Origin of the sequence: Pedobacter sp. BS3, assembly GCF_008274585.1 — a bacterium.
Classification (GTDB): domain Bacteria; phylum Bacteroidota; class Bacteroidia; order Sphingobacteriales; family Sphingobacteriaceae; genus Hufsiella_A.
This window is the reverse complement of record NZ_VTRT01000001.1, coordinates 332,532-356,711: the sequence shown is the minus strand read 5'-3', so window position 1 is coordinate 356,711 and position 24,180 is coordinate 332,532. Positions and strand designations below refer to the sequence as shown.

Genomic DNA, 24,180 nt, shown 5'->3' with positions numbered 1-24,180 from the left:
CAATTAATAATTATAACATACAAAGATGTTAATAAAGCTGCTTAAAGATGTTAATTTTGTGCGAAACAGGTGTTCATTTTTTTTAATAAAAAAATTACCATCCAAGCAGATCGGCTAAAACAGGAACTTATACAGATTTTATAACGACCGAAAAGGACAAATATTAACGTTTTAAACAGCACTAAAACTTAACAGGAAAAAATCCTTTAAAAAAGATATGAAATAAATAATAGCTGTAAATCAAGGAGATACAGTTACTAATCTGTTAAAAAATTGTTAGTAAATTATGGGAAACAAATAAAGCAACTAAATGTATCTCGATTTATTCACCAAACTAACACACTAATAAACCATAAGAAGATATTTATATAAAATAATTAGTATTTATTGTATTGTGAAAAAATGGATGTTTTAGAAGAAATTAATGTAAAAGGATATATTGATGAGCCTATTGATCCGGACATTGATCTGTTTGATGAAATTGACCGGTTAAAAAAGGAAAAAAATGCCATTATTTTGGCTCATTATTACCAGGATCCTGATATTCAGGATATTGCGGATTATATTGGCGATAGCTTAGGTTTATCGCAACAGGCAGCAAAAACAGATGCTGATATTATTGTATTCGCTGGTGTACATTTTATGGCCGAAACGGCTAAAATATTATCGCCCGATAAAAAAGTGTTATTACCGGATGTAAAAGCCGGTTGCTCGTTATCAGACAGCTGTCCGCCGCATTTATTTGCCAAGTTCAAGGAACGCTATCCTGATCATCTGGTAATCACTTATGTTAACTGTACGGCAGAACTAAAGGCTTTAAGCGATATTGTATGCACATCGAGCAATGCTGTACAAATTGTAGAAAGTCTGCCTAAAGACCAGAAAATCATTTTCGGGCCCGATAAAAACCTGGGCGCTTATGTAGCTAAGAAAACCGGCAGGGATCTGGTTTTATGGAACGGGGCCTGTATGGTGCATGAGATATTCTCGCAGCAGCGCATTATAAAGCTTAAGGAGCGTCATCCCGAAGCTAAGTTTATAGCGCATCCGGAATGCGAAGAAAGCATCCTGAAAATGGCCGATTACATTGGCTCTACAACGGGTTTGTTAAAATATACTATCAATAATCCTGCAAAGGAATTTATTGTAGCTACTGAAAGCGGGATCATTCACCAGATGGAAAAATCGAATCCCGATAAGGTATTTATTCCGGCACCGCCAACTAATACCTGTGCCTGCAACGATTGTCCGCACATGAAACGCAATACCTTAGAAAAATTGTATTTGTGCATTAAGAATGAGCTTCCGGAAGTTACGTTGCCGGCAGATACTATAGCCCGTGCCCGTAAGCCTATAGAACGTATGCTGGAGATTTCGGCAAAATTGGGATTATAGTAGAAACGCGATTAATCGCGTTTCTACCCATGTCATAATATTTTACGTACCTTTGTAAAAAATATCCAACGTTTTCCACAACAAAAGAAGATACGGAAAGAAGGGCCGGAATATTGTCTGTAATGTTTAAAATCTATTATTTTATCTATCAATAACTTACAGAAATATCTGTACAGTGTTGAAAACTATTCGCTGCAATTCCGCTTATTTCCGGGTATTTTGATTTTATTGTATTGATAAAGCAATACAATTTATTAGTTCTTAATTAGTAATGTATGGAAGAGAACTTTGATTTTGAGTATTCAGAAGACCCTAAATTTTCAGTAGAGCGTTACGAGGAGATGATCCGTAACCACGATCAGTACTTTTTTGACGCTCAGGCATTTGAAAATATCATTGATTATTATATAGAAAAAAACGATCCGGTTAAAGCGCTCCAGGTAGTAGATTATGCTGTTAATCAGCATCCGTTTGCAGTTGTATTTTTAGTTAGGCAGGCTCAGTTATTTATGGCAACCGGCCAGTTGGATAATGCTTTTAAAGTATTAGATAAGGCCGAAATTTTAGAGCCGTCGGAAGCTGATATTTATGTCATCCGCGGTAATATTTATGAAAGTATAGAACGGCACCAGGAAGCTTTGGATAATTATGAAAAGGCTTTGGCACTGGCCGAATCAACTGATGAAATTTTACTGCATATCGCTTATGTTTATCAAAGTCTTGGCGATTATGAAGCCGCGGTAGAATACCTGAAAAAATGCCTGGAGCAGAATATGGAAAACCAGGATGCATTATACGAGCTTGCTTTTTGCTACGATGTGCTCGATAAACAGGAAGAAAGCATCCAGTTTTATCAGCAGTATATTGATAATGAGCCCTATTCGTATGCGGCCTGGTACAATTTAGGCAATGCCTATAATAAGCTTGGTTTGTACGAAAAAGCTATTGATGCCTATGATTATGCTATCCTGATAAAGGATAACTTTGCATCCGCTTACTTTAATAAAGGAAATTCGCTGGTGCACCTGGATAAATACAGCGAAGCTATTGAAGTTTATAAGCAAACTTTTGAGTATGAGCAACCTAATGCGGATACCTATTGTGCTATTGGCGAGTGTTACGAAAAGCTGGAGCAAATGGAAGAAGCCCGCTCATACTATAAAAAAGCGGTTAAATTAGATCCGAAACTGGCCGATGGTTGGTTTGGTATTGGTGTTACGCTGGATTACGAAGACCGTAATTTTGAAGCATTACATTTTTACCGTAAAGCATTGGAGCTTGAAAACGATAATCCCGATTACTGGTTTGCCATTGCCGATGCGCAATATAAGCTTAAACAATTAGGCGAGTCGGAAAAAGCGTATGAAAAGGTAGTAGAGTTAAATCCGTTGGATGTTGAGGCCTGGCTGGATTATTCGTCGGTTTTATACGAGCAGAGTAAGCTTGTTAATGCTATAGAAACCATAGCCGAAGCCATAAAAAATAATCCCGATGCGGCCGAGCTGTATTACCGCATGGTGGCTTACCTGTTTGCCGACGGACAGTATAACGAAGCATTGAATTACCTGGAGCTGGCTTTGAGCTCAGACCCTGAAAAATATCATATTCTTTTTGAATATCTTCCTCAATTACAGGAGAATAAGGTAATAATCGATATCATTAACCGTTATACCCGTTAGTGCGTTGCACGTAAAAATATCATATCCCAACACTGGTAAATATCCATTGTATGGGATTTTTTTTTAAGATTTGCAGCAATATGAATTATTCACTCAATAATATTCCGGAGCGTACACAAAAGCCCAGGGAAAAAGGCATCACTATGGTGATGGACAAAGGCCTGAGCTTACGTGAAGTGGAAAATTTTCTTGAAGTAGCAGGTCCGCACACAGATATTGTAAAATTAGGCTGGTCAACATCGTTTGTAACGCCAAATCTTAAAGAGAAATTAAGGATATACCGCGATGCCGGAATGCCAACGTATTTTGGTGGTACATTATTTGAAGCCTTTGCCATACGTAACCAGTTTGATGATTATCGCCGGGTGCTGGATGAATACCAGATGGAATATGCCGAAATATCAGATGGTTCTATTGATATTCCGCACCAGGAAAAATGTGAATACATTCGTAAGCTGAGCGGGCAGGTTACCGTAATATCCGAAGTAGGCTCAAAAGACGCTGAAAAAATATTTGCACCCTACAAGTGGATAGCCTTAATGAAAGCCGAAATAGAAGCAGGCTCATGGAAAATTATCGCCGAAGCCCGTGAAGGAGGAAATGTGGGTATTTACCGCGATTCGGGCGAAGTGAGGCAAGGCTTGGTAGACGAAATTTTAACCCAGGTTCCCGAGGGTACCATCATCTGGGAAGCACCGCAAAAAAACCAGCAGGTATGGTTTATCAAGCTTATTGGAGCTAATGTAAACCTGGGCAATATAGCTCCTACCGAGGTTATCCCGCTCGAAACTATTCGCCTGGGATTACGTGGTGATACCTTTGACTTTTTTTTAAACCACAAGTAGTTTGCTATGAAGAGGTATGGATTAATCGGTTACCCGATAAAACATTCTTTTTCTAAAGGATATTTTACCCGGAAGTTTGAAGAGCAGGGCTTAACGGATCATGTTTATGAGCTTTTTGAATTAGCTAACATCAGCGATCTGCCTGATTTGCTTAAAGCGCATCCTGATCTGTGCGGTTTGAATGTTACCATTCCGCATAAAATTGGCGTGATGTATTACCTGGATAAAATAGATCCCGCTGCAAAAGAGATAGATGCTGTAAACTGTATTAAAATAAAGAAAAATAAGCCGGTAGAATCGTTTTTTTCAGGCGAAATAACCTCCTCAAAAGTAAAGCTTGAAGGATATAATACCGATGCTTACGGCTTTGAAGCATCGCTTAAACCCTTGTTAAAAAAACAGCACGACAAAGCGTTGGTACTTGGTAACGGAGGTTCGTCAAGAGCAGTAATTTATGTGCTTAAAAAACTGAATATTGATTTTACAGTTGTAGGTCGCCGGGTAATAAAAAACCAGATCAACTTTAACGAGCTGAATAAAGATATTATCCGCAAAAACAAGCTGATAATTAATACTACACCCCTGGGCATGTCGCCGAAAACAGAGGCCTGTCCGGATATTCCGTATGAGTTTTTAACACCGGAGCATCTATTGTACGATTTAATTTATACGCCTGAACAGACCGAATTTTTGAAACGCGGAGCTGCCAAAGGAGCTGCCACAAAAAACGGACTGGAAATGCTGCATTTACAGGCTGAAAAATCGTGGGAGATATGGAATGAATAAGGCAATAGTTTTAGCTGTAGTTCTGTTAATTTTTTCCGGCTGCGGCAATTCGAACTATTCGCCCAAACCACGGGGATATTTTCGTATTTATTTCCCCAAAAAAGCCTACCGGCAATATACCGGAAACTGTCCCTATTCTTTTGATTATCCCGTATATGCACAGGTTGTACCTGATAAAGCCCGCGATGCAAAGCCCTGCTGGAACGATGTATATTTTCCGCAGTTTAATGCCCGTGTTCATTTAAGCTATCAGCAGATAGCATCAAAAGCGATGTTTAATGAGCTGGTGGAAGATGCCCGAACGTTTGCCTTTAAACATACCATAAAAGCAACATCCATTGATGAAGGGCGTATAGCCTATCCCGAAAGGAAAATGTATGGTATTTATTATACCATAGACGGTAACGCGGCGTCGTCGGTGCAATTTTTTTTAACAGACAGTACCCGGAATTACCTTCGCGGAGCATTGTATTTTAACGAAGAACCACGACTGGATTCTATTCAGCCCGTACTGGATTTTATTAAGCAGGATATCAATGTGATGATAAAAACGTTGCGTTGGAAGTAAAGGACTCTATTGGTTACTAAAACAAATCAGAATGAGTGCCTAATTTTACTAATTCAATAAGATTAATGGTTTCTTTTGATCGCTTTTTAAGAAGCTTTAAATCTTTTAAAAATTTATTGGAGGTAATAATTGTATACACAGATTTTTACATAATAAATCTAAAGATAAATTGTTTTTAACTGTTCTGCTACTGTTAGGTTATGTGAATGATACTATTTGTCAAGTTGAACATCACCTTAGTCTTAACCGGCTAAGTATTATTTTGTTATACCCGGTCTTTTCTGACTTTCCCGACTTCCGGACTATAAAACTACGAACCACCCAGCCATCAACCGTCTGCCTTTTACCTTCCACCTTTTTTGATTTTTTGACTTAACATTAGTTTCTTTGTACAGATGATCAAAAGGCTGCTTGTTGTATTTCTTATTATTCCTGCTGCACTATATGCCCAGAGCGATACCAGCAATATCACCCAGCTTCGGGAACTCAGGTTACCTCCGCCAAAAAATCCTATGCGGGTACGAGTGCCTGTTATTGCTATCCAACCGGTTGACATCGCCATTAACGATTTAAACCTGAAGGTAAACTACTGGAAAACAAGCACCAGCCTGGGAATAAACCTTAACCAGGCCACTTTTAGCAATAACTGGAGCGGCGGCGGGGTGAACTCCATTGCGCTTGGATCATTGCTTAATTTTAAAGCAGAATATGTTAAAGGCGATAAAAGCTATACCTCCGAAGTTATATTGCAATACGGTAAGCTGAAAAACAAAGACCAGCTGGAACGTAAAACAAACGACCGCATGTTCTTTGATAACAAAGTGGCCTTAAAAATGTCTAAAAGCTGGTATTTTTTCGGTTCGCTGAGCTTTGAATCACAGTTTGATAACGGGTATTCGTACGCAAAAGACGCTGCCGGTAACGAAACCCGGACCATCATATCCAAATTTATGGCGCCGGCTTATCTTACCGAATCGTTAGGTTTTGAATATAAGCCCGCCAAATATTTCGGTTTACGTATAGGTACCGGAACCGCCCGCCAAACGTTTGTATTAGATACCAATCTCTATAAAACCAACGCCAAAAATTTCGGCGTCGAGCCCGGAAAAACCTTTAAAAATGAACTGGCATTCCAGTTAGTGGCTAACATTGACAAGGATATTTTTGAAAATATTAACCTGAAAAGCCGTTATATGATGTTTGCCAGCTATGACGCTTTAGGAAAAATAGACCATCGTTTAGATATCACACTAACAGCAAAAGTTAACCGTTTTGTTAACGTTACCCTAAACGGCATTGCTATATATGATGACGATGCCAGCACCAAAATACAGGCCAGCCAAAGTTTAGCATTAGGGCTGGTATATAAATTCCCCCGGTAAACCGCTTTAAGCCCCAACCGTAGCATAGCGGTATCAGGTTTTTACTTTTTTTGAAAAGCAATGCCGGTATCACTTCGGTGCCGGTAGTCCCGCTTTATGTTCATACTGCACTCCAACCCGCTTAACTACCACACGGCATTAGCCACCAGGCCGGTATCCACTTCAATCGGGTTTAGTTTGGTCGGGGCAGTGCTTATTTGATTTAATTTTGACAACTTTTTAAAAGTTGTCAAAATTGCTGTCAAAATTGCTGTGCAATGCAGGCAGCATTTCAAACGTTGTCTGCGTTTTTTATAAGCTATTGATGATCTTTAAATAAAAAGAGCCGCCTGTTTCAGGCAGCTCCTTATTATTAATCATTAACTTTTCAGGGACAGAGTATAAAGAACGATTTGGATTTTCCCCGAGAGCTTGTGCAAGTATAATTATAAATTATTAGTTAAATATTAAGAAATCCTGATTTTTATCCACAAAGTCTATAGATTTATTAACATCTGATTTACATAAGTTTATCCGGACAAACCATGATGTATCATAAAATTTCTCCGGATAAAAATAGCCTAATTAAACCTGAACGGCAGGTAGATACCAAATGTAATGTTCCGTCCCGGATTATAAACCCCCAGTGTAGGATCGCTCTGATCCAAACGACCCGGTTTTAACCGGCTCAATGCATCGTAATATTTTTTATCAAGCAGGTTATTTCCCGATACAGATAATCTGACGGGTTGCTTACCCAGCTTAAATGTAGTGCCAATACCGGCATTAAGCAAGGTATATCCGCTGGTTGGCGTTTCAAACACATCATCAACACGGGTTTGCTTAAAGGCCGAATTAATGCCTACAAAAATATAGCTGTCGCTGAGGTTTTTCAGCTTCGGTTCAAAACGCAGCTCATTTCGCAAATTCCCGGCCGGAATAAATGGCAGCGGTTTATCAAACGACGTATTCTGTGCGTGTGTGTAACCAAAGGTATTTTCGAAATGGATAAACGGAACCGGGTGTATGATAAAGCTTGCCTCAGTACCGTATAAATTGGCATTTGCCTGACCGTAACGATAGACAGGGTAATTGTCTGTATTACCGTCTTCATCGGTAACATCCCTGAACTCACCGTTATGAGATGCATAAATGTAGTTATGAACATAATTATTATATACGCTCAGGCTGGCGCTTATTATTTTACCTTCGTAATCCAACTCAGCATCAACCTGGTAGCTCCGTTCAGGTTTAAGGTTCGGGTCGCCAATTTCATAGCGGAAGGTACCTTCGTGCACACCATTAGAGCCCAATTCAGCAGGGTTGGGCGATCTGAAAGCAGAACCCGCGTTAGCTTTAAAATTCCATTCATCGGTAAACTGGTGTGTGAAACCCAAAGCGCCGCTTATGTTAGAGAACGTGTTTTTAAACGGAGCAAACACCTCGTCGCCATCGGCAAAAAGCTGGTGCCCTTCGTTTGATCTGAAATCGTACCGTAACCCGGCATTAAAGGTACTGGCTGTCCAGGTTTTTTTCGCATAAGCAAAAACTCCTACGCCATACGTATCATAGTTGGGCACTAAAACTTCTTCGCCTTTATTTACACTGTGGGCGGCATCGCCACTCAGGCCGAATACCGGTTGCCAGCCATTGCTTTGGGGCAGGTAATATTTCAGGTCGGCGCTGTAGGTATTCATGTCAAAGAACAGCGATGGATCAGGACCGTCTTCCAGCTCACGGCGCTGGTTTTTCTGGTAGCCCAGATCAACTTTCAGGTTTCCGCTGCCAATAATGAAATTGTTATTTAAGGCCACTTTATAATGCCTGATATCCTGCCGTGGATATTCCAGGTTACGGCTTTTAAATTCAGAAGAAGTGAACAGATCACCATCTTCATTAACAAAATCGCCATTGGCATTAAATTCCGGCTCATAAAAGCCAATATTGTTTTTAAAGCTCGAAAAATTAAGATGCGAATAACCCCAGCGTTTGTTCAGCCCGATCATACCACTCAGGTCGGTTTCATTGTAGCCGGAATTGGGGAAATACCCGGTTGGAGTTTTAAACGAATATGCGTTTTTATACGAACCGCGGGCACGCCACACAAACCCGTTCTCGTTACCGGTCAGCATCAGCGAATTAGCTGTTAAACCGTTATTGGTAGAATAATTGGAAATAAACTCCCCTTTCACCTGGCCTTCCGGCGCTGTTAATGGCTCAAGTAAATTAATTACGCCACCCAGTGCATCAGAACCATACATCAGCGAAGCTGCGCCACGCAGCACCTCGACACGCTCGGCTTTAAACTGGTCTATTTCAATGCCATGTTCATCGCCCCATTGCTGACCCTGTTGTTTTACACCGTCATCAAGCGTAATAACACGGTTATAGCTTAATCCCCTGATAACCGGTTTTGAGATGGCAAGTCCGGTACTGATCTGCGACACGCCAGGTACTTTAGCCAAGGCATCGATCAGGTTGGTTGACGGTTGCAAAAGCTGGCTGCGGCCAAGCGTAGTAGCAGAAATGCTGCTCTTTTTATTGCTTCCGCTTACAAGCGTACCTGTAATGACCACTTCTTTGGTTTCTATTGCAGTAGGTTGCAGGGCAAATGTAAGGTCGGAAATAGCAGACAGATCAATAACCTGTGTATAGTTTTTATAGCCGATATAGCTTACCTCAACCAGGTAACGGCCTTTTGCCGGAAGGTTGGCCAGGTGGAACTCGCCATCGGCATTAGTTGTTGCAGAACGTTTCAGATCCGGCAACGCAATGGTAGCGCCAGGCAGTGCCTGTTGGGTAACAGCATCTGTAACTTTACCTTTTACAGTTATGAGCTTCCCTTGTGCAGGTATAATAAAGATCAGCATAGATAATACTAAGCTGTATATTTTTAATTTCGTCATGATATATAGCGAAAAGTATCCCCGTATTTACATTCACGGGAAAATTGATTAAATGATAAAATGATTGAAACCGTAGTGTTTTACGCTACGGCAGAGAAGATTACTATGAACCGGAAGGAGGCCCGCGTAGTGCAGTAAAGAGTAGTTCTGCTATGTATTTTGTAGCATGATTTTCGAGGAAAAAAGATACTACAGGCAGCGATTCGAACTTTTTGGCAGTTTGCTGCTTATCAAACGTTTTATCGTAATGGATACCGCAAACCCAGCAAAAAGGTGTTTTTTCTGAAACGTGAACTTTATGATGGCATGTACCCGTTAAGCGCTCTTCCTGGCAACGGGTGTCTTTAAACGAGTGGTTATGAAAAAGATCGAGCGGAAGTATGGTTACCGAGAAACTCAGCAACAGCACCACACTGGTTAATAGCTTATACGATCTTTTTAATTTACGCATAAAGTTTAGCAAAGGTATATAAAAATAAAATACGTTATATTGTTTGTTGTAACAATATCATAACGGCTGTTAAAGGTCTGTTTTTTGACATCGCGATAGCTTTGCAATCTGTATCTTTGTAAGGATGAGTCCTTCTGAAGTAAACGCCAAATGGGCGCAGTTGCAACAAAAAATAGCACAGGATTTTGATACCGATAAGCCGGATATCAAAGTAATGCTGTTTTTAATTGGCGTGCAGGAATTAGGGAAAGGGCCGGCAAAATTCAGTAAACGTCAGAAAGAAGAACTGATGCATATTGCTACCTGCCGGCTGTTCAGCGAGATGGGATTTTATCGCCTTAGCGGTATCGACCAGGACGGCTGGCCGCATTGGGAACGGGTAAAACCCATACCGAACTACACCTTGCTTGAGCAGGAAATGATTATTAAATCGCTTATTATAACCTATTTCGAAACTATTTTTTGATAGCCGCTGATGAAAAAGCTGACTACCCTTTTGCTGCTTGTTGCAACGCTTACAACCTACGCTAAAAAGCCACTGTACCAATATGTGCGTATCAGCACCAGCAAGGGCGAATGTATTGTAAGGCTGTACAACCAAACGCCATTGCATCGCGATAACTTTGTAAAACTGGCTAATGCCGGATATTTTAACGGTACCTTGTTTCACCGCGTAATAAACGGCTTTATGGTACAGGGGGGCGATCCTACTTCTAAAAATGCCCAACCCGGGCAATTGATTGGCGAAGGCGGGCCGGGGTATACCATTAAAGCCGAATTCAGCGACAGCTTATTCCACAAAAAAGGCGCCCTGGCAGCTGCACGGGATAATAACCCTGAGAAAGCCTCAAACGGGAGCCAGTTTTACCTGGTACAGGGCCGCACTTATACAGACGAAGAGCTAAACCGGCTGGAACAAATCCGGTTAAACGGACGCAAAATCCCGGCATGGCAGCGTGAAATTTACAAAACCGTTGGCGGTACACCTTTTCTCGACCAGAATTACACTGTTTTTGGCGAGATTGTTAAAGGCCTACCCATGGTCGACTCGATTGCGCAGGTTGCTACCGATAGTAATAACCGCCCGCTTGAAGATGTAAAAATGCAGGTATCGGTACTGAAAAAACGCGAAGTACGCCAGCTTGAAAAAGAGCTGATGCAGGGCACCTTCAAGAAGAAACTGTTTATGAATATTAAATTATTTTAAGAGGGAAAAGATGATAAATGGCTGTCAGCGTAAGTGTTTGTACAAGCCGGAGGCTCAAATTTACTAAACGAAACCGGAGCTTCGCTCAATCGGGTTGGTTCAAAAATGGCAGATGGATATGTGCGGGAGCTTTTGACTTTTTAACCGAGCTTTAGCGAGCTCATCGAAGATAATTTTAACTTAACATCAGATGAAACTAATTACATACAATGTTAACGGTATACGGTCGGCATTAAGCAAAAACTTTTTAGGCTGGCTACAGGCTACCGATGCCGACGTAGTTTGTCTTCAGGAGATAAAGGCTTCGCCAGACCAGCTGATGGATCTGCTGCTGATCGAGCAAATGGGCTATGAGCATTACTGGTACCCGGCAGAGAAAAAAGGCTATAGCGGAACGGCTATCCTCACCAAGCATTCACCCAAACACGTAGAATATGGCTGCGGAATTAGCGATTACGATCGTGAAGGTCGCGTTTTACGTGCCGATTTTGATAAGTTCTCTATCATGAGCACCTATTTCCCTTCGGGATCAAGCGGTGAAGAAAGGCAGAATTTTAAATTCAGGTACCTGGATGATTTTCAGCAATACATTGATAAATTAAAAACAGACTTCCCGCATTTAATTATTTCCGGCGATTATAACATCTGTCACCGGCCAATAGACATTCATAATCCAAAGGCCAATGCCAATTCATCCGGGTTTTTACCTGCCGAACGTGAATGGATGGAAAACTTTATTAATAGTGGTTTTACCGATACGTTCAGGCACTTTAACCAGGATCCGCATCATTATACCTGGTGGAGCTTCAGGGCAAATGCCCGCAATAAAAACCTGGGCTGGCGTATTGATTATCACCTGGCCTCAGAACCGCTGAAACAAAACCTGAAACGTGCGGCCATTTTACCGGAGGCACGCCATTCTGATCATTGTCCGGTTTTGCTGGAGCTGGCTTTTAGTTAGACATTAGATGTGAGATATTAGACGTAAGATGAGTCTTTCTAAACACCCTTAATGTAGAACATTTGTAAGGAGCAACAATCAGGGCAATTCAGCAATGGAACAATTCTGACATAGGCGTGGGACTTTTGATTTTTAACTTAATCATGGTTACGCCTGCCTGTATGCGCTCATTATTTGCCGGGCCTCCTGTTCTTTATCATCGGCTACAACCAGCTTCACTGTATCGGCACCCCCAGAAGCTACCCGCCAGGGTGCAATAGTTCCGCTCGATTCATCCAATACGTAAGCATCAATGCCGGCATTGTTTAACAAGCCTTGTATGATTTCGGCTTCCCATACGCTGCCAATAAATATTTCTTTAGGGGTTATTTTGTGGTTATCCATCTTATTTACCAGTTTTACATATAATAATATGAAACAAGCCTGGCTTGTTTTAATAAGTTATAGTATAATGCCTGAACGAAAATCATCATTGCTGGGCCGGTTTAATAAACTCGACTCGCATCACCGGCTTTACCTGTCTGTTATAGTTGCAGTTATCTGTTACTTCTTAACGGGGCAAATGCAACAACCGGAGCGTTTAATGATTTCCTGGCTGAGCTATTGCGCAGGCAGTCTGCTGCTGGCCTGGATCATTATTCTTTCATCGCATCCTAAACAGTCAAAAAGTGAGTTTAAACTCCAGGATTCTAGTCAGACGACCGTATTTTTGCTGGTTATTGCTGCATCCGTTATCAGCCTAACGGCGGTTATCATATTGTTAAAATTCACTAAAAGTCTTTCGGAGAAAGAGCTGGGCAAATATATCTTGCTATGCATTTCCTGTGTGATCTGCTCATGGCTGCTGGTGCATACGGTATTTACCCTGCGTTATGCGCACTTGTTTTACGGCGATAATTCTACAAATAAAAAGGAAATTGCCGGCGGACTCGACTTTCCCGGTGGCGGTGAGCCGGATTACCTGGATTTCGTTTATTTTTCATTTACCATCGGCATGACGTTCCAGGTATCTGACGTGGAGATCTCATCCCGGAGAATTCGCCGCCTGGCCTGGATACACGGCATGATCTCGTTTGCCTTTAACGCGGCTATTGTAGCGCTAAGCATCAACATCATTTCGGGACTTATAGGGCGGTAATGGAGCGAAGCAAGGGCATAAAGGCAAGAAACAAGAAAAGAGGCCAGGCAGAAGGTGTAAGGAGCGGATGGCTTATAGTCCCGAAGCTGGATCGGAAGTAGAAATATGTTATAAATTACGGGCTGTGAGTCATGAGAACTCGTAAATAACACGCAAGAATAATAACTTAGCAATCCATCACAATACCCAATGCCAGATTGAAACTAAAACGCCTCGGCAATTGAAACGTAAAAGCCTGTCTGACGTTTCTCTCCCGGGCGTTTTTCGCCGATGCCGTAATCAAAGCGTACGCTTAAATCGCGGTCGATATCAAAGAAATACCGTAAACCGGCGCCATAGGAAGGCTTAAGCCGGCCAATATCAAATTTGCGGATGCCGTATATATTTCCAGCACCGGCAAATCCAACAATACCCAGGCGACTAAAAAAACGATAGCGAAGTTCGGCCTGGGCAGCCATCAGGTTTTTATCGCGGTAACGCCCGGTATAGTAACCCCTCATCATTTGGTCGTTACCTAATTGCGGCATGAGATAAAATGGAGCGTTGCTTCCCTGCAACGCCTGGTAATTTACATTAATACCAAGCACCAGCTTAGGCTTTAATTGTGCAAATGTCCTGAAATCGAGCTTAATAAAGCTTCCTGTAAAGTTATCACCGCCAAAAAAACCGGGGGCATAACTATAGTTTAATTTAACATACGTTCCTTTGGTGGTATACGTGTTAGTGTTACGGGTGTCTATGATTTGCGATAGGCCCCAGTACCAAACGTTACCGCCATCACGACCGGTAAAGGAAGGGTTGGGAACGTCATAAATGCCTCCTGCAACTTTATCTGTGTATTGATAGTGCTGATAATCGGTGCTTATACCTGTGTAATAATGCGATGTGATTTTTTTCTCTACCTCACCATACAGCCGGATCAATTGCTGTACCAGTACATCTTTATCGGTCGCATGTGTGGCATCTCCGACACCATAGAAATTGAACGGAAAATTTTTGTACCTGATCTCGCTCAGGTAGTGGTATTTATTCTGCGGCGACCATACATCGGCCTGGAATTTCAAATTGGTTTGTTTCTTGGTGGTAAATGTAACCACACCCGAAACCGATGAGCTGCGTGTCAGGGTATCATCTTTTGCGGTATAAAACGCATACATGCCAACCAGGCCGAATTCAAAACCGGTTTCCTGGGCATACGCTAAACCGGGCAGCACAATAAACCGGCCATTGCGGGTTGTATCTTTTTCGTTGGAAAGATATTTATCGATTAATTTTCGCTGGGCCAGTGATTGACTAACGATAAAACAGGCTAAAAGCGGTAAAACTATCCGAACGGCTATTTTCATCAAGCCACGAATATAGGAATAAGTAGCAAGACCGCCAGGTTTTCTCTTTGCGAGCTTAGCGTAAAAACCTTAGCGTCCTCTGCGTGAAAGGAGATCACGCCAAGAGCGCCGGGTTTTTTCTTTACGGTCTCTGCATGAAAAGGATTTACCGCCCCATTTCTATCTTCAGGAATTTGCCTGTATGGCTTTCATTAACTTTGATTAATGCTTCGGGAGTACCTTCAAAAAGTATTTGTCCGCCGCCAGCACCGCCTTCCGGGCCGAGGTCAATGACCCAATCGGCAACTTTTACAACATCCAGGTTATGCTCAATAACCAGCACCGTATTGCCATGTTCTACCAGCCGATTCAACACGCCTAACAGCACATGGATATCTTCAAAATGCAGCCCGGTTGTGGGTTCATCCAGAATATAAAATGTTTTGCCGGTATCTTTTTTAGAGAGCTCGGTAGCCAGCTTTACGCGTTGCGCCTCACCGCCGGACAGTGTGGTAGAGGCCTGCCCCAGCTTGATATATCCCAATCCTACGTCGTATAGCGTTTTTACCTTCCGGTAGATGGCAGGAATGGGTTCAAAAAAGGTAACCGCTTCTTCAATGCTCATGTCCAGCACATCGCTGATGGATTTTCCGCGGTAGCGCACTTCCAGTGTTTCGCGGTTATAGCGTTTGCCGCCGCATTCTTCGCAGGGAACCTGTACATCGGGCAGGAAGTTCATTTCAATTACTTTCATACCGGCGCCCTGGCAGGTTTCACAGCGTCCGCCTTTTACGTTGAATGAAAAACGGCCGGGCTTATATCCCCGTATTTTGGCTTCGGGCAGTTGTACGAACAGGTTCCGGATGTCTGAAAATACGCCGGTATAAGTGGAAGGGTTTGAGCGTGGCGTTCTGCCGATAGGCGTCTGGTCTATCTCAATAACCTTGTCAATATGCTCCAGTCCCTCAATTTTCCCGTAAGGCAAAGGTGTTTTTTTCGCCCGGAAAAAATGGTGATTTAAAATGGGATATAGGGTTTCTGTAATCAGGCTTGATTTTCCGCTTCCGGATACACCGGTTACACAAATAAAAGTACCCAAGGGGAAAGTAGCTGTTACTTTCTTCAGGTTATTGCCGGTAGCATTTTTAAGCACCAGCTTTTTACCGTTTCCTTTTCGTCGCTCTGCCGGAATGGCAATAGCTTTTTCGCCACTCAGGTAAGCTGTTGTAAGGGTATGAGCTTGTTTAACTTGTTCCGGCGAGCCCTCGGCTACTACCTTACCGCCATGTACACCAGCAGCCGGCCCCATATCAATTACATGGTCGGCTTCCAGTATCATGTCTTTATCGTGCTCAACAACCAGTACGGAGTTACCGATATCACGCAGGTTCTTCAAAGCGGCAATGAGACGGGCATTATCACGCTGGTGCAGGCCGATGCTTGGCTCATCCAGTATATACAGCACATTGACCAGCTGCGAACCTATTTGTGTTGCCAGCCGGATGCGTTGCGCTTCGCCTCCCGAAAGGGTTTTGGCTGTGCGGTCAAGCGTGAGGTAGTTTAAGCCTACATCCAGCAGGAAGCCGATACGGGCCCGTATCTCTTTTAAAATTTCTTTGGCGATAACATTTTGCCGCTCATTGAGTCGTGATTCAATATCCTGGAACCAGGCGGAAAGTTGCGCAATATCCATGCAGGCCAGCTCAAAGATATTTTTATCGGCTACTTTAATGTGCAGGGACTCTTTCTTGAGGCGTGCCCCATGGCATTCCGGACAGGTTTTTACGGCACGAAAACTTTCCAGGTCGCCCGAAGATTCATCACCACGACGCTCCGTCTGTTCTTCCAATATCTTAATAATCCCGTCGAACGTAATCTGGTAATTCTGTACGTTCCATTTGTTATACTCTACCGGAACCGTAAGCAATTCGTGCGAGCCGTTAAGGATAATATGGATAATTTCTTTCGGTAATTTCTCTAATGGCGTTGACAGCGAAAAGTCATATTTCCTGGAAAGGGCTTTCAGCACCTGGAATATCCATGTTTCACGGTATTCGCCTAAAGGTGCTAAACCGCCTTGCATGATACTTAGCTTCGGGTTGGGGATAACCGAAGCCTCGTCGATTTCAAAAATATAGCCCAGGCCATCGCAGCGTTCGCAGGCGCCGTACGGCGAGTTGAACGAAAAGGTATTGGGTTGCGGTTCGTCGTACGAAATACCGGATTCGGCATCCATCAGGTATTTGCTGAAAAAGTATTCGTTGTTATCCTTGTCGGTAATTTTAATAATACCTTTTGCAATTTTTAATGCCGACTGTACGGAAGTATGGATGCGTTTTTTATCTTTTTCGTGCACGATAAGCCGGTCGACCACGATCTCAATATCGTGAACTTTATACCGGTCAAGCTGCATTTTAGGACGTAAATCCTCAATCTGTCCATCAACCCGCACTTTCACAAATCCCTGTTTGCGTATCTGCTCAAAAAGCTCACGGTAATGCCCCTTACGTCCCTTTACTACGGGCGCCAGTATATTGATGGGTTTATCGTGAAACTGCTCTAAAATGGTGTTGAATATCTGGTCTTCAGACATGCGTTCCATCTTTTTGCCGGTTATGTAAGAATATGCCTCACCCACACGGGCGAAGAGCAGGCGCATAAAATCGTAAATCTCGGTAATAGTACCTACGGTAGACCGCGGGTTTTTGGATGTGGTTTTCTGCTCAATGGCAATAACCGGGCTTAATCCCGATATTTTATCCACGTCGGGACGCTCCATGCCGCCCAGGAACTGGCGTGAGTAAGCGCTGAACGTTTCCATATACCGCCGCTGCCCTTCGGCATAAATGGTATCAAATGCCAGCGACGATTTGCCGCTGCCGCTTAAGCCGGTTACTACAACCAGTTTATTACGCGGAAAAGAAACATCGATATTTTTAAGATTATGTACCCTGGCTCCGTAAACTTCAACCTCACTTTGCTCGCCAAGGTCGGCAACAGTATTGTTCATAGTAAATTACCCGCTCGAAAACTAAGTGGTAAAGATGCGAATTTATTTAGCATAAAACGCAATTTAAGCGTCAAGAAGTTTTGCGTGGCTGATAATATATGGACAGTTGACAGTTGACAGTTGACAGTTGACAGTTGACAGTGGATAATGGAGAGTTGACAAGGGATAATGTCTGTATGGTTCATAGTTCATGGCTGATAGTCGGGAAGGCAGAAGGATGTTGTGGTTACGAATTGTGAGTTACGAGGCCCGAAACACATAACCCATAACATACTCGTTTAAATCAAAATCCGTTTTGCCCTAAATTCCTGCTTCTGTTTTACTTTCGGCTAAGGTGCTTTGCCTTACATTTTTCTTGCCTCTAAATTCTCGTGTTCTTCTATCAGCAGATCAACAATATGGTTAAGCAGGGCATCTTTTTCACTTACGGTCTGATCGCCCAGCGCCTGAAGTTTTTTAAGGTTAACATCGTAGGCAGCATCAAGCCGCTCGTTGATGCTGCCGAGGCTTGCCGGGTCAATACGGATATACTGGTTAGGTTTATGCAGCGATGTAAATATCTGTTTCAGGAAAAAGTCACTGGTTTCGGCCACACCGCTCATCATGATATCGATCAGCGCCGGCACAATGGCAATGGCCTTGCTTCGTTTAAAATATTCATAATCGTATGAGCGCTTGGAAGCTCCGGTTCCCAGCGAAACAATGAACAGATCCTGGATACGGGCATCGGCATTGGTTTTGGTAACCTCGATCAAAGCGCTTAAAGCCGGATTGGTGGCAAATACGCCGCCGTCAAGCAGCGGATAGCGGATATTGGCCAGCGAGTAAATTTCGGCCACACTGAAATAAGTTGGCGCAGCACAGGTAGCCCGGCATACGTCCTTGATGTAAAAATCGCGGATATCGCCGCGTTTAATAGCGGCCTGCTGCCTGAAAAAATGCGTTTTGCGCAACTCAATATTATATGCGCTTATAATGCAGGGCTTGATGAGCTGGCTCAGCCTGATCTTATCAAAATATGATTCCAGCACATTTTCAAATACCGTGCTGTCGTAACGTTCGCTCACCCAGCCTATGCCCGAAAGCACTTTTTTCAGGAAGCTCATTTTAAAAATATCGCTCCCCTGGCTCAGGTACAGGTTAACAGCTTCACGGGCCGAATATTTTGGCCGGCCTGGGTTTGCATCGTCGGGACACAGCAGCAGGCAGGTTAATATGCCGCCGGTGCTGGTTCCGGCAAAAAAATCAAAATAATCCATAATGGCAGCATTGGGATTACCCGTTTTAGCCTTGAGCTTATCTTCAAGCGCAATCAAAACCATGCCCGGGATAATGCCCCGCACACCGCCGCCGTCTATTGACAATATTTTTTTCATTCCTATAAATTAACCCTTAAAGGCTAATTCTTATGGGCAAGATAAGGCAGATTTTTAATAAGTTCAAAATAAGGAATTGTTAAATGCTGTTTTATGACCAAAGAAGGATGTGCCATTTTTCTATGAATGATAAGCGACGCTATTAAGAATAGATTTAATCTGTATATGAGTTGACATGCAGGAGAATGCTCTGAGATTTACAGTTTTCTATTTTCGTAATTTATTGCACGAAGTTCACTTTATCGCTATTTTTGTATGGTATAGTAATTTGGCTAACTGGCATTAGGTAATAACCATAAAGAAATATGCAAAGGCATATTGCAAAAGCAGGTAGCAGCCTAATCGATAAGCACACCGTTTTTAGTCATTAATACAATGCTACCAAAAAGCAACTCAAAGAGTTTTAAATGAAAATGTAACCTTATGAAAGCACAAGATATATTCATTGCACATCCCCAAACGGTTGAACAGGTAAATGCCTTAAAGGCTTTTATGCAAGCTCTTAAAATTAAGTTTGAAGTGTCTAAAGAAGAAAGCTACAATCCAGATTTTGTACAGAAAGTTCTGGAAAGCCGGCAGCAAGCTAAAGAGGGTAAGGTAACAAGAGTAAAAAAAGAAAACCTAAAAGAATTTTTGGGTTTGTAATATGGAATATCATTTAGATTTTACCAATAAAGCTAAAGAAGATATTGCCGCCCATAAAAAAAACCGGCAATAAAGCTGTTCTCAATAAACTGTTAAATCTTTTAAAAGAACTGTCAGAACACCCGTTTACTGGAACAGGAAAACCTGAACCTTTGAAGCATAGCCTGTCGGGAATGTGGTCCCGAAGAATTAATAAGGAGCATAGATTGGTCTATGAGGTGAAAGAAAGTGTCGTCTTTATCCTTTCCGTTAAAGGCCATTACGAATAAGAGAGCGTATAAATTGCTATATTCGTTGTTGACTTTTTAACCTGAATTCGATTATTATTTAGCTGATTACTAGCAGATTGCTTCACTCTAATGCCCACTTCCAACGCTTTGGTTCGCAATGACGCACTTTTTTTCGTCATTGCGAGGAGGTATCCCGTACGTACGGGAAAGCAATCTTTGTTAAATCTATTTTGAGCAGGATTATTAATCGACCCCAGGTTTTTAGATACATCTTCGAGATTTAACCTTTTAGATTCTCTATCGGTATGCCTGTTAAAAAAGTGCTTTTAGGTTGTTTCTGGCTCATCTTTGCTGTCAAAGCATTGGCCCAGGATACCTTGCGGATTAACAGTTCCGGCAGATTCTGGCCCTTGCACCGCATGTTGCTGCTGACTGACGATTCCGGCAGCTTAACTATTCAGGATGTTGCAGTTAGGCCACAGAAATTTAAGCCCATAAACCAGGATGTGCCTGTTTTTGCTGATAAAGAAACCTTTGCCTGGCTTAAATTTGAATTAAGCAATCCCTTTGTCCGGCAGCTGTATCTGGAAATCAAAAATCCAACCATTGATAGTGTAATGGTGTACGGTGTTAAGGCCGGCAAGGTGTTGTTCAGTCGCTATGGCGGAGACAAAGTGCCGTTTGCGCACCGGGAAGTAAAAGCTCCCGGACTGATCTTTAAGCTCCCGGTCTCACCTGAAAATTACACCGCGTATATACGTTTGCATATCAAGCTTCCCCGTCAATTCCCGGTAACAGTGATCTCTGCCGAAGGTTATATGGAGCACGAAAGCCGGAATTTTTTAATTAACGGGCTCTTTTTCGGAGTAGTTGCCGCTATTGTTATTTACAACCTGTTTCTCTGGTTTATCCTGCGGGATCGTTCGTATCTCTATTATGTGCTTTACCTGGTGTTTTCCGGCATAACGCTGATGCACTTTGACGGGCTGGCTTATGCCTATCTGTGGCCAGATCATATGTCTGTTAATGATCATCCGGCTATTATATCATCATTGCCTATTCTGTTTGCCATTGTATTTGTAACGGCGTTTCTTAACATGCGGCAGCAGGATAAAAAGCTTTTCCGCTTATTGCAAATCCTTTTTGCAGCATTGATAGGTGGTTGTTTGGTAAGCCTTACGGGATACAAATACGCGGCATTGAGTATCAGCCAGGGCATTGTTTTTATCACCTGCATTTACTTTTTATACCTTGGTATCCGCTTGCTCAGGCAGGGCTTCAAGCCAGCCCGTTTTTTCCTGGCGGCCTGGTCGATGCTGATTATTTCAGTATTGGTATTTCTGGCAAAAGATATGGCCTGGATCCCGTACAACAGCTTTACGGCACATTCGCTTAAATTTGGCATAACCGGCGAAGCTCTCCTGATGGCTTTTGCTTTGGCCGATAAGATCCGGTATTATAAATGGCTAAGCAAACAGGCCGAAGCCGAAAAAGAAACCCTGGCCCGTCAGCTGGAATATGCCCGGTTAGAGCTGGAGATGTTCACCCGCCAGCTGATAGAAAAAAATGAATTGGTAGAACAGGTCAGGGCCGAAACCGAGAAGTGGAAAGGTGTAGCTGAATCGGCTCAGACAGAACAGCAAAAAGCTTATTATCTCAACAAGCTGATGGAAGCGGTAATTCTTACTGAAAAGGACTGGCTCGAATTCCGGAAATTATTTAACAACGCTTATCCCGGTTACCTTGAAAACCTGCGCCATCAATTTCCGCAACTCACCGACTACGACCTGCGCCTGCTTTCGCTGCTTAAGCTGGGCATGACCAACCAGGAAATGGCTGCTATGCTCGGTGTAACTTCCGAAGCCGTTCGCAAAGCCCGGCAGCGCCTGCGTAAAAAAGTGAATCTTTAGCCTCCGCCAACTGGCGGAAAAAGGGAACTGGTCTGTGCACCATGTCTTGTTTCTTGCCTGGCCCACCCCAACCCTCCCAACCGCGTGCCGCCTTAGCTTTAGCGGTGGCGTAAGGGAGGGAGTAAGCTTCCGGTCTTTTCTGATTTTCCTGACTTTCCTACTATACGCTATAAATCATGAACTATTAGCTACCTAAAACGTACTACGTAAAACGTATAACTTTTTTACCTTCCTCCCGCCTTCTACCTTTAACCCTTCCATCATTTGTCCCATATTTGTCCCGCCTGTTTTTTAGTAAAAAAAGCATTTCTAACCGATTTTAGTCCCGGAATTTTTGCTGTGTAAAACAATGAAAAAACGTTACTTGAATACTTTGCGCCTGTTTGCAGGCTGTTTTATCCTGGCCCTTGTTTTGGTTAATGCCCGTCAGGTCGTTGCAGACCCGTTATCAACATCGCGTTCCCATTTAATGACAGGAAATACCAGTCCGGTTAAACCGGTAGCCGGTTTAGGACAGGCCATTACGCTGGAAAGTAATCATAATGAAGGAATACTCATTGGCAATAAACCTGCCCTGAACCTTGGGATAGGTAGTTTTACTATAGAGGCCTGGATAAAAAGAGGCTCCGGCTCCGGTCACTTCACTATTTTTGCCAAGCAGCAATATGGCGGAGCATATCCCGGTTACTATTTCCGGTTTGACGACAATCGTCTTGGTTTTGCGGCGGGCGTTGGTATTAGCGGAACTACGGACATTGCAGATAACCAGTGGCACCACGTAGCCGGGGTGTTTGACGCGGTTGGAAAGCAGGTAGCTATTTATATCGATGGTCATGTTGATAACAGTATGACATTCACCTCGGCCGTATCTGTCAGCAGTCTGGGCGAAGCAAGTATAGGCTATAAGCCCGTCTGGGGAGAGTTTTTTAACGGTTCAATTGACGAAGTACGGGTATGGAACACTGCCCGCACGCAGGCCGAACTCCGGGAATATATGCATACACCCTTAAGCGGAACAGAATCCGGCCTGGCAGGCTACTGGAATTTTGAAGAAGGCAGCGGTTCTGTTATACACGACCGGAGCGCAAGCCATAATGATGGGACGCTAGCTGGTAGTGGCGATGAATGGGGAAATAGTAACACGGCTTATACCGCCAATCTGGATGAAGATGCCAGCATTCCGATTCGCCTGGGTGGAAGCGATCTGGATAATCAGGCATCAGCTACAGCCGTCATTACCACTCTGTCGGCCCATGGTAAACTTTACCAGACTGACGACGGCACGACTAAAAGCGACGAAATAACCAGTACAGGAACGCTTTTAACAGACATTGGGGGTAATCCACGTCGCGTGATCTACCAGCCCGATGCCGGCTATAGTGGCAGCGACAATTTCGTATACCAGGTAAATAACGGCACCTATACTTCGGACAATACCCAAACTGTAAACCTTACCATAAATCCGCTTAACGAAGGCCCACTACCCGTAAGCCTGTTAAACTTTACTGCCAAAGCTGATGGTAATTTTGCCAGATTGCAATGGAAAACTTCATCAGGAAGCAATAACAAAGGTTTTGAGATTTATCGTAGAGGTGGAGGGTTAAAAGGCGGAGGGAAGGAAGGTTTTGTAAAAATTGGGGAGGTAAGCAGTCAAACACCTTACGCCTTAAACCCTACACCTTATACCTTTTACGACAAAAATCCCCTAAATGGCACCAACTATTACAAACTGGTACAAATAGATAACGATGGAAAAACAACGGAATTAGGCGTTAGAACAGTAACGTATAACGTACAACGTATAACTTTCAACCTTTATCCCAACCCCACAGCCAGCAACGTTACCGTAACCTTTGCAGCAGGTAAATTTACCCAACTGCAAGTAGCCGACCTTAACGGCAGGATATTGCAGCATATCGGGCTGAATGAAAAAGAAGGCAGTAAGATCCTTTCATTAGGCGCTTATCCGGCAGGAACATATATTGTCAGTCTGATGGGAAAAAGTGATAGTGAAAGCAGGCAAGTGATCAGGAAATAAGGATTTATTGCCACGAAGGCACTAAAATGTCATTAAGTTAAGAGCTAAAAAGCCCCTGCCGTCCCGTCCCGAGTACTCGGGGGATCCGGAATCTCCTAAATAGCAGCATAAGCGCCGCTTTACTCCCGAAGTCTCGGGATGAATCAAGTTCAGGGTGACGGGGTTCCGGGCTTTTTAGCTCTGTCTGTGCTTTTTTAACAATTGATTGATTTACAGCTAATTATTAACATTTCATAAAATTAACCTGACGCCTATGCGAAACCTCGGGACGAGGATTCCGAGGCCTCGGGAAAGCAACAGGACGCAGTGAGCTCATGAATACCATAAAAACCAATCGAACTCAGGTCTA

At 43.0% G+C, this 24,180-nt stretch carries 20 protein-coding genes; 14 read left to right on the top strand and 6 right to left on the bottom strand.

The window, feature by feature from the left end:
• Positions 1-402: 402 nt before the first annotated feature.
• From nadA to FW774_RS01480, 6 genes are all read left to right on the top strand, one after another.
• On the top strand, positions 403-1,395 hold the full coding sequence (gene nadA, locus FW774_RS01505; RefSeq protein WP_149346390.1) for a quinolinate synthase NadA: 993 nt from the start codon (positions 403-405) through the stop codon (positions 1,393-1,395).
• A gap of 275 nt (positions 1,396-1,670) precedes the next feature.
• The gene (locus FW774_RS01500; RefSeq protein ID WP_149346389.1) at positions 1,671-3,074 is read left to right on the top strand and encodes a tetratricopeptide repeat protein; all 1,404 of its coding nucleotides are present in this window, start codon (positions 1,671-1,673) and stop codon (positions 3,072-3,074) included.
• An 80-nt stretch (positions 3,075-3,154) separates the two neighbouring features.
• Entirely contained in the window at positions 3,155-3,919 is a 765-nt protein-coding gene (locus FW774_RS01495) for a phosphosulfolactate synthase (protein ID WP_149346388.1), read from the top strand.
• 6 nt (positions 3,920-3,925) lie between these two features.
• Positions 3,926-4,705 (top strand): shikimate dehydrogenase family protein, encoded by a 780-nt coding sequence (locus FW774_RS01490; protein WP_149346387.1) that lies wholly within the window; start codon positions 3,926-3,928, stop codon positions 4,703-4,705.
• Positions 4,698-5,273 carry a gliding motility lipoprotein GldD gene (gene gldD / locus FW774_RS01485; RefSeq protein WP_149346386.1) on the top strand — a complete coding sequence of 192 codons (576 nt, stop codon included), beginning with the start codon at positions 4,698-4,700 and terminating at the stop codon, positions 5,271-5,273. The genes FW774_RS01490 and gldD overlap by 8 nt, the downstream gene beginning before the upstream one ends.
• Before the next feature lie 395 nt (positions 5,274-5,668).
• Positions 5,669-6,655, top strand: a complete 987-nt coding sequence (locus FW774_RS01480) for a DUF3078 domain-containing protein (protein ID WP_149346385.1) — start codon at positions 5,669-5,671, stop codon at positions 6,653-6,655.
• A 560-nt stretch (positions 6,656-7,215) separates the two neighbouring features.
• On the opposite strand, the gene FW774_RS01475 is transcribed toward FW774_RS01480, so the two are convergent.
• Entirely contained in the window at positions 7,216-9,540 is a 2,325-nt protein-coding gene (locus FW774_RS01475; RefSeq protein WP_149346384.1) for a TonB-dependent receptor, read from the bottom strand.
• A 103-nt stretch (positions 9,541-9,643) separates the two neighbouring features.
• Positions 9,644-9,991 (bottom strand): hypothetical protein, encoded by a 348-nt coding sequence (locus FW774_RS01470; RefSeq protein WP_149346383.1) that lies wholly within the window; start codon positions 9,989-9,991, stop codon positions 9,644-9,646.
• Between the two features lie 124 nt (positions 9,992-10,115).
• On the opposite strand from FW774_RS01470, the gene FW774_RS01465 reads away from it, so the two are divergent.
• The 3 genes from FW774_RS01465 (at position 10,116) to FW774_RS01455 (ending at position 12,159) form a co-directional block, all read left to right on the top strand.
• Positions 10,116-10,457: a hypothetical protein gene (locus tag FW774_RS01465; RefSeq protein WP_149346382.1), complete on the top strand. Its 342-nt coding sequence runs from the start codon at positions 10,116-10,118 to the stop codon at positions 10,455-10,457.
• A gap of 9 nt (positions 10,458-10,466) precedes the next feature.
• Complete coding sequence (locus tag FW774_RS01460) at positions 10,467-11,198, top strand: peptidylprolyl isomerase (protein ID WP_149346381.1); 732 nt, start codon at positions 10,467-10,469, stop codon at positions 11,196-11,198.
• Between the two features lie 190 nt (positions 11,199-11,388).
• Positions 11,389-12,159, top strand: coding sequence for an exodeoxyribonuclease III (locus tag FW774_RS01455; protein WP_149346380.1), 771 nt, complete (start codon positions 11,389-11,391; stop codon positions 12,157-12,159).
• A 147-nt stretch (positions 12,160-12,306) separates the two neighbouring features.
• On the opposite strand, the gene FW774_RS01450 is transcribed toward FW774_RS01455, so the two are convergent.
• Positions 12,307-12,543 (bottom strand): DUF2007 domain-containing protein, encoded by a 237-nt coding sequence (locus FW774_RS01450; RefSeq protein ID WP_149346379.1) that lies wholly within the window; start codon positions 12,541-12,543, stop codon positions 12,307-12,309.
• 67 nt (positions 12,544-12,610) lie between these two features.
• Here FW774_RS01450 and FW774_RS01445 point away from each other — a divergent pair, with 67 nt between their 5' ends.
• Entirely contained in the window at positions 12,611-13,297 is a 687-nt protein-coding gene (locus tag FW774_RS01445) for a DUF1345 domain-containing protein (RefSeq protein ID WP_242457671.1), read from the top strand.
• Positions 13,298-13,500: 203 nt separating this feature from the next.
• Here FW774_RS01445 and FW774_RS01440 read toward each other — a convergent pair whose 3' ends face one another.
• The 3 genes from FW774_RS01440 to FW774_RS01430 form a co-directional block, all read right to left on the bottom strand.
• The gene (locus FW774_RS01440; protein WP_242457670.1) at positions 13,501-14,643 is read right to left on the bottom strand and encodes an outer membrane protein assembly factor; all 1,143 of its coding nucleotides are present in this window, start codon (positions 14,641-14,643) and stop codon (positions 13,501-13,503) included.
• Between the two features lie 145 nt (positions 14,644-14,788).
• Positions 14,789-17,632 carry an excinuclease ABC subunit UvrA gene (uvrA, locus tag FW774_RS01435; protein WP_149346378.1) on the bottom strand — a complete coding sequence of 948 codons (2,844 nt, stop codon included), beginning with the start codon at positions 17,630-17,632 and terminating at the stop codon, positions 14,789-14,791.
• Between the two features lie 344 nt (positions 17,633-17,976).
• On the bottom strand, positions 17,977-19,008 hold the full coding sequence (locus FW774_RS01430; protein ID WP_149346377.1) for a patatin-like phospholipase family protein: 1,032 nt from the start codon (positions 19,006-19,008) through the stop codon (positions 17,977-17,979).
• A gap of 423 nt (positions 19,009-19,431) precedes the next feature.
• Between FW774_RS01430 and FW774_RS01425 the strand changes: the two genes are divergently transcribed.
• The 4 genes from FW774_RS01425 to FW774_RS01410 all read left to right on the top strand — a co-directional run bounded on the left by FW774_RS01425 (position 19,432) and on the right by FW774_RS01410 (position 23,831).
• Positions 19,432-19,653, top strand: a complete 222-nt coding sequence (locus FW774_RS01425; RefSeq protein WP_149346376.1) for a DUF2683 family protein — start codon at positions 19,432-19,434, stop codon at positions 19,651-19,653.
• Positions 19,654-19,697: 44 nt separating this feature from the next.
• The gene (locus tag FW774_RS01420; protein WP_317132751.1) at positions 19,698-19,922 is read left to right on the top strand and encodes a Txe/YoeB family addiction module toxin; all 225 of its coding nucleotides are present in this window, start codon (positions 19,698-19,700) and stop codon (positions 19,920-19,922) included.
• 266 nt (positions 19,923-20,188) lie between these two features.
• Positions 20,189-21,793: a 7TM diverse intracellular signaling domain-containing protein gene (locus FW774_RS01415; RefSeq protein ID WP_149346375.1), complete on the top strand. Its 1,605-nt coding sequence runs from the start codon at positions 20,189-20,191 to the stop codon at positions 21,791-21,793.
• Between the two features lie 349 nt (positions 21,794-22,142).
• Positions 22,143-23,831, top strand: coding sequence for a LamG-like jellyroll fold domain-containing protein (locus FW774_RS01410; protein WP_149346374.1), 1,689 nt, complete (start codon positions 22,143-22,145; stop codon positions 23,829-23,831).
• The last annotated feature ends 349 nt before the right edge of the window (positions 23,832-24,180 follow it).

Bases quoted from the DNA above. Each gene is read 5' to 3' on its own strand.
- nadA (WP_149346390.1), top strand. From the start codon at position 403: ATGGATGTTTTAGAAGAAATTAATGTAAAAGGATATATTGATGAGCCT.
- FW774_RS01500 (WP_149346389.1), top strand. From the start codon at position 1,671: ATGGAAGAGAACTTTGATTTTGAGTATTCAGAAGACCCTAAATTTTCA.
- FW774_RS01495 (WP_149346388.1), top strand. From the start codon at position 3,155: ATGAATTATTCACTCAATAATATTCCGGAGCGTACACAAAAGCCCAGG.
- FW774_RS01490 (WP_149346387.1), top strand. From the start codon at position 3,926: ATGAAGAGGTATGGATTAATCGGTTACCCGATAAAACATTCTTTTTCT.
- gldD (WP_149346386.1), top strand. From the start codon at position 4,698: ATGAATAAGGCAATAGTTTTAGCTGTAGTTCTGTTAATTTTTTCCGGC.
- FW774_RS01480 (WP_149346385.1), top strand. From the start codon at position 5,669: ATGATCAAAAGGCTGCTTGTTGTATTTCTTATTATTCCTGCTGCACTA.
- FW774_RS01475 (WP_149346384.1), bottom strand. From the start codon at position 9,540: ATGACGAAATTAAAAATATACAGCTTAGTATTATCTATGCTGATCTTT.
- FW774_RS01470 (WP_149346383.1), bottom strand. From the start codon at position 9,991: ATGCGTAAATTAAAAAGATCGTATAAGCTATTAACCAGTGTGGTGCTG.
- FW774_RS01465 (WP_149346382.1), top strand. From the start codon at position 10,116: ATGAGTCCTTCTGAAGTAAACGCCAAATGGGCGCAGTTGCAACAAAAA.
- FW774_RS01460 (WP_149346381.1), top strand. From the start codon at position 10,467: ATGAAAAAGCTGACTACCCTTTTGCTGCTTGTTGCAACGCTTACAACC.
- FW774_RS01455 (WP_149346380.1), top strand. From the start codon at position 11,389: ATGAAACTAATTACATACAATGTTAACGGTATACGGTCGGCATTAAGC.
- FW774_RS01450 (WP_149346379.1), bottom strand. From the start codon at position 12,543: ATGGATAACCACAAAATAACCCCTAAAGAAATATTTATTGGCAGCGTA.
- FW774_RS01445 (WP_242457671.1), top strand. From the start codon at position 12,611: ATGCCTGAACGAAAATCATCATTGCTGGGCCGGTTTAATAAACTCGAC.
- FW774_RS01440 (WP_242457670.1), bottom strand. From the start codon at position 14,643: ATGAAAATAGCCGTTCGGATAGTTTTACCGCTTTTAGCCTGTTTTATC.
- uvrA (WP_149346378.1), bottom strand. From the start codon at position 17,632: ATGAACAATACTGTTGCCGACCTTGGCGAGCAAAGTGAGGTTGAAGTT.
- FW774_RS01430 (WP_149346377.1), bottom strand. From the start codon at position 19,008: ATGAAAAAAATATTGTCAATAGACGGCGGCGGTGTGCGGGGCATTATC.
- FW774_RS01425 (WP_149346376.1), top strand. From the start codon at position 19,432: ATGAAAGCACAAGATATATTCATTGCACATCCCCAAACGGTTGAACAG.
- FW774_RS01415 (WP_149346375.1), top strand. From the start codon at position 20,189: ATGCCTGTTAAAAAAGTGCTTTTAGGTTGTTTCTGGCTCATCTTTGCT.
- FW774_RS01410 (WP_149346374.1), top strand. From the start codon at position 22,143: ATGAAAAAACGTTACTTGAATACTTTGCGCCTGTTTGCAGGCTGTTTT.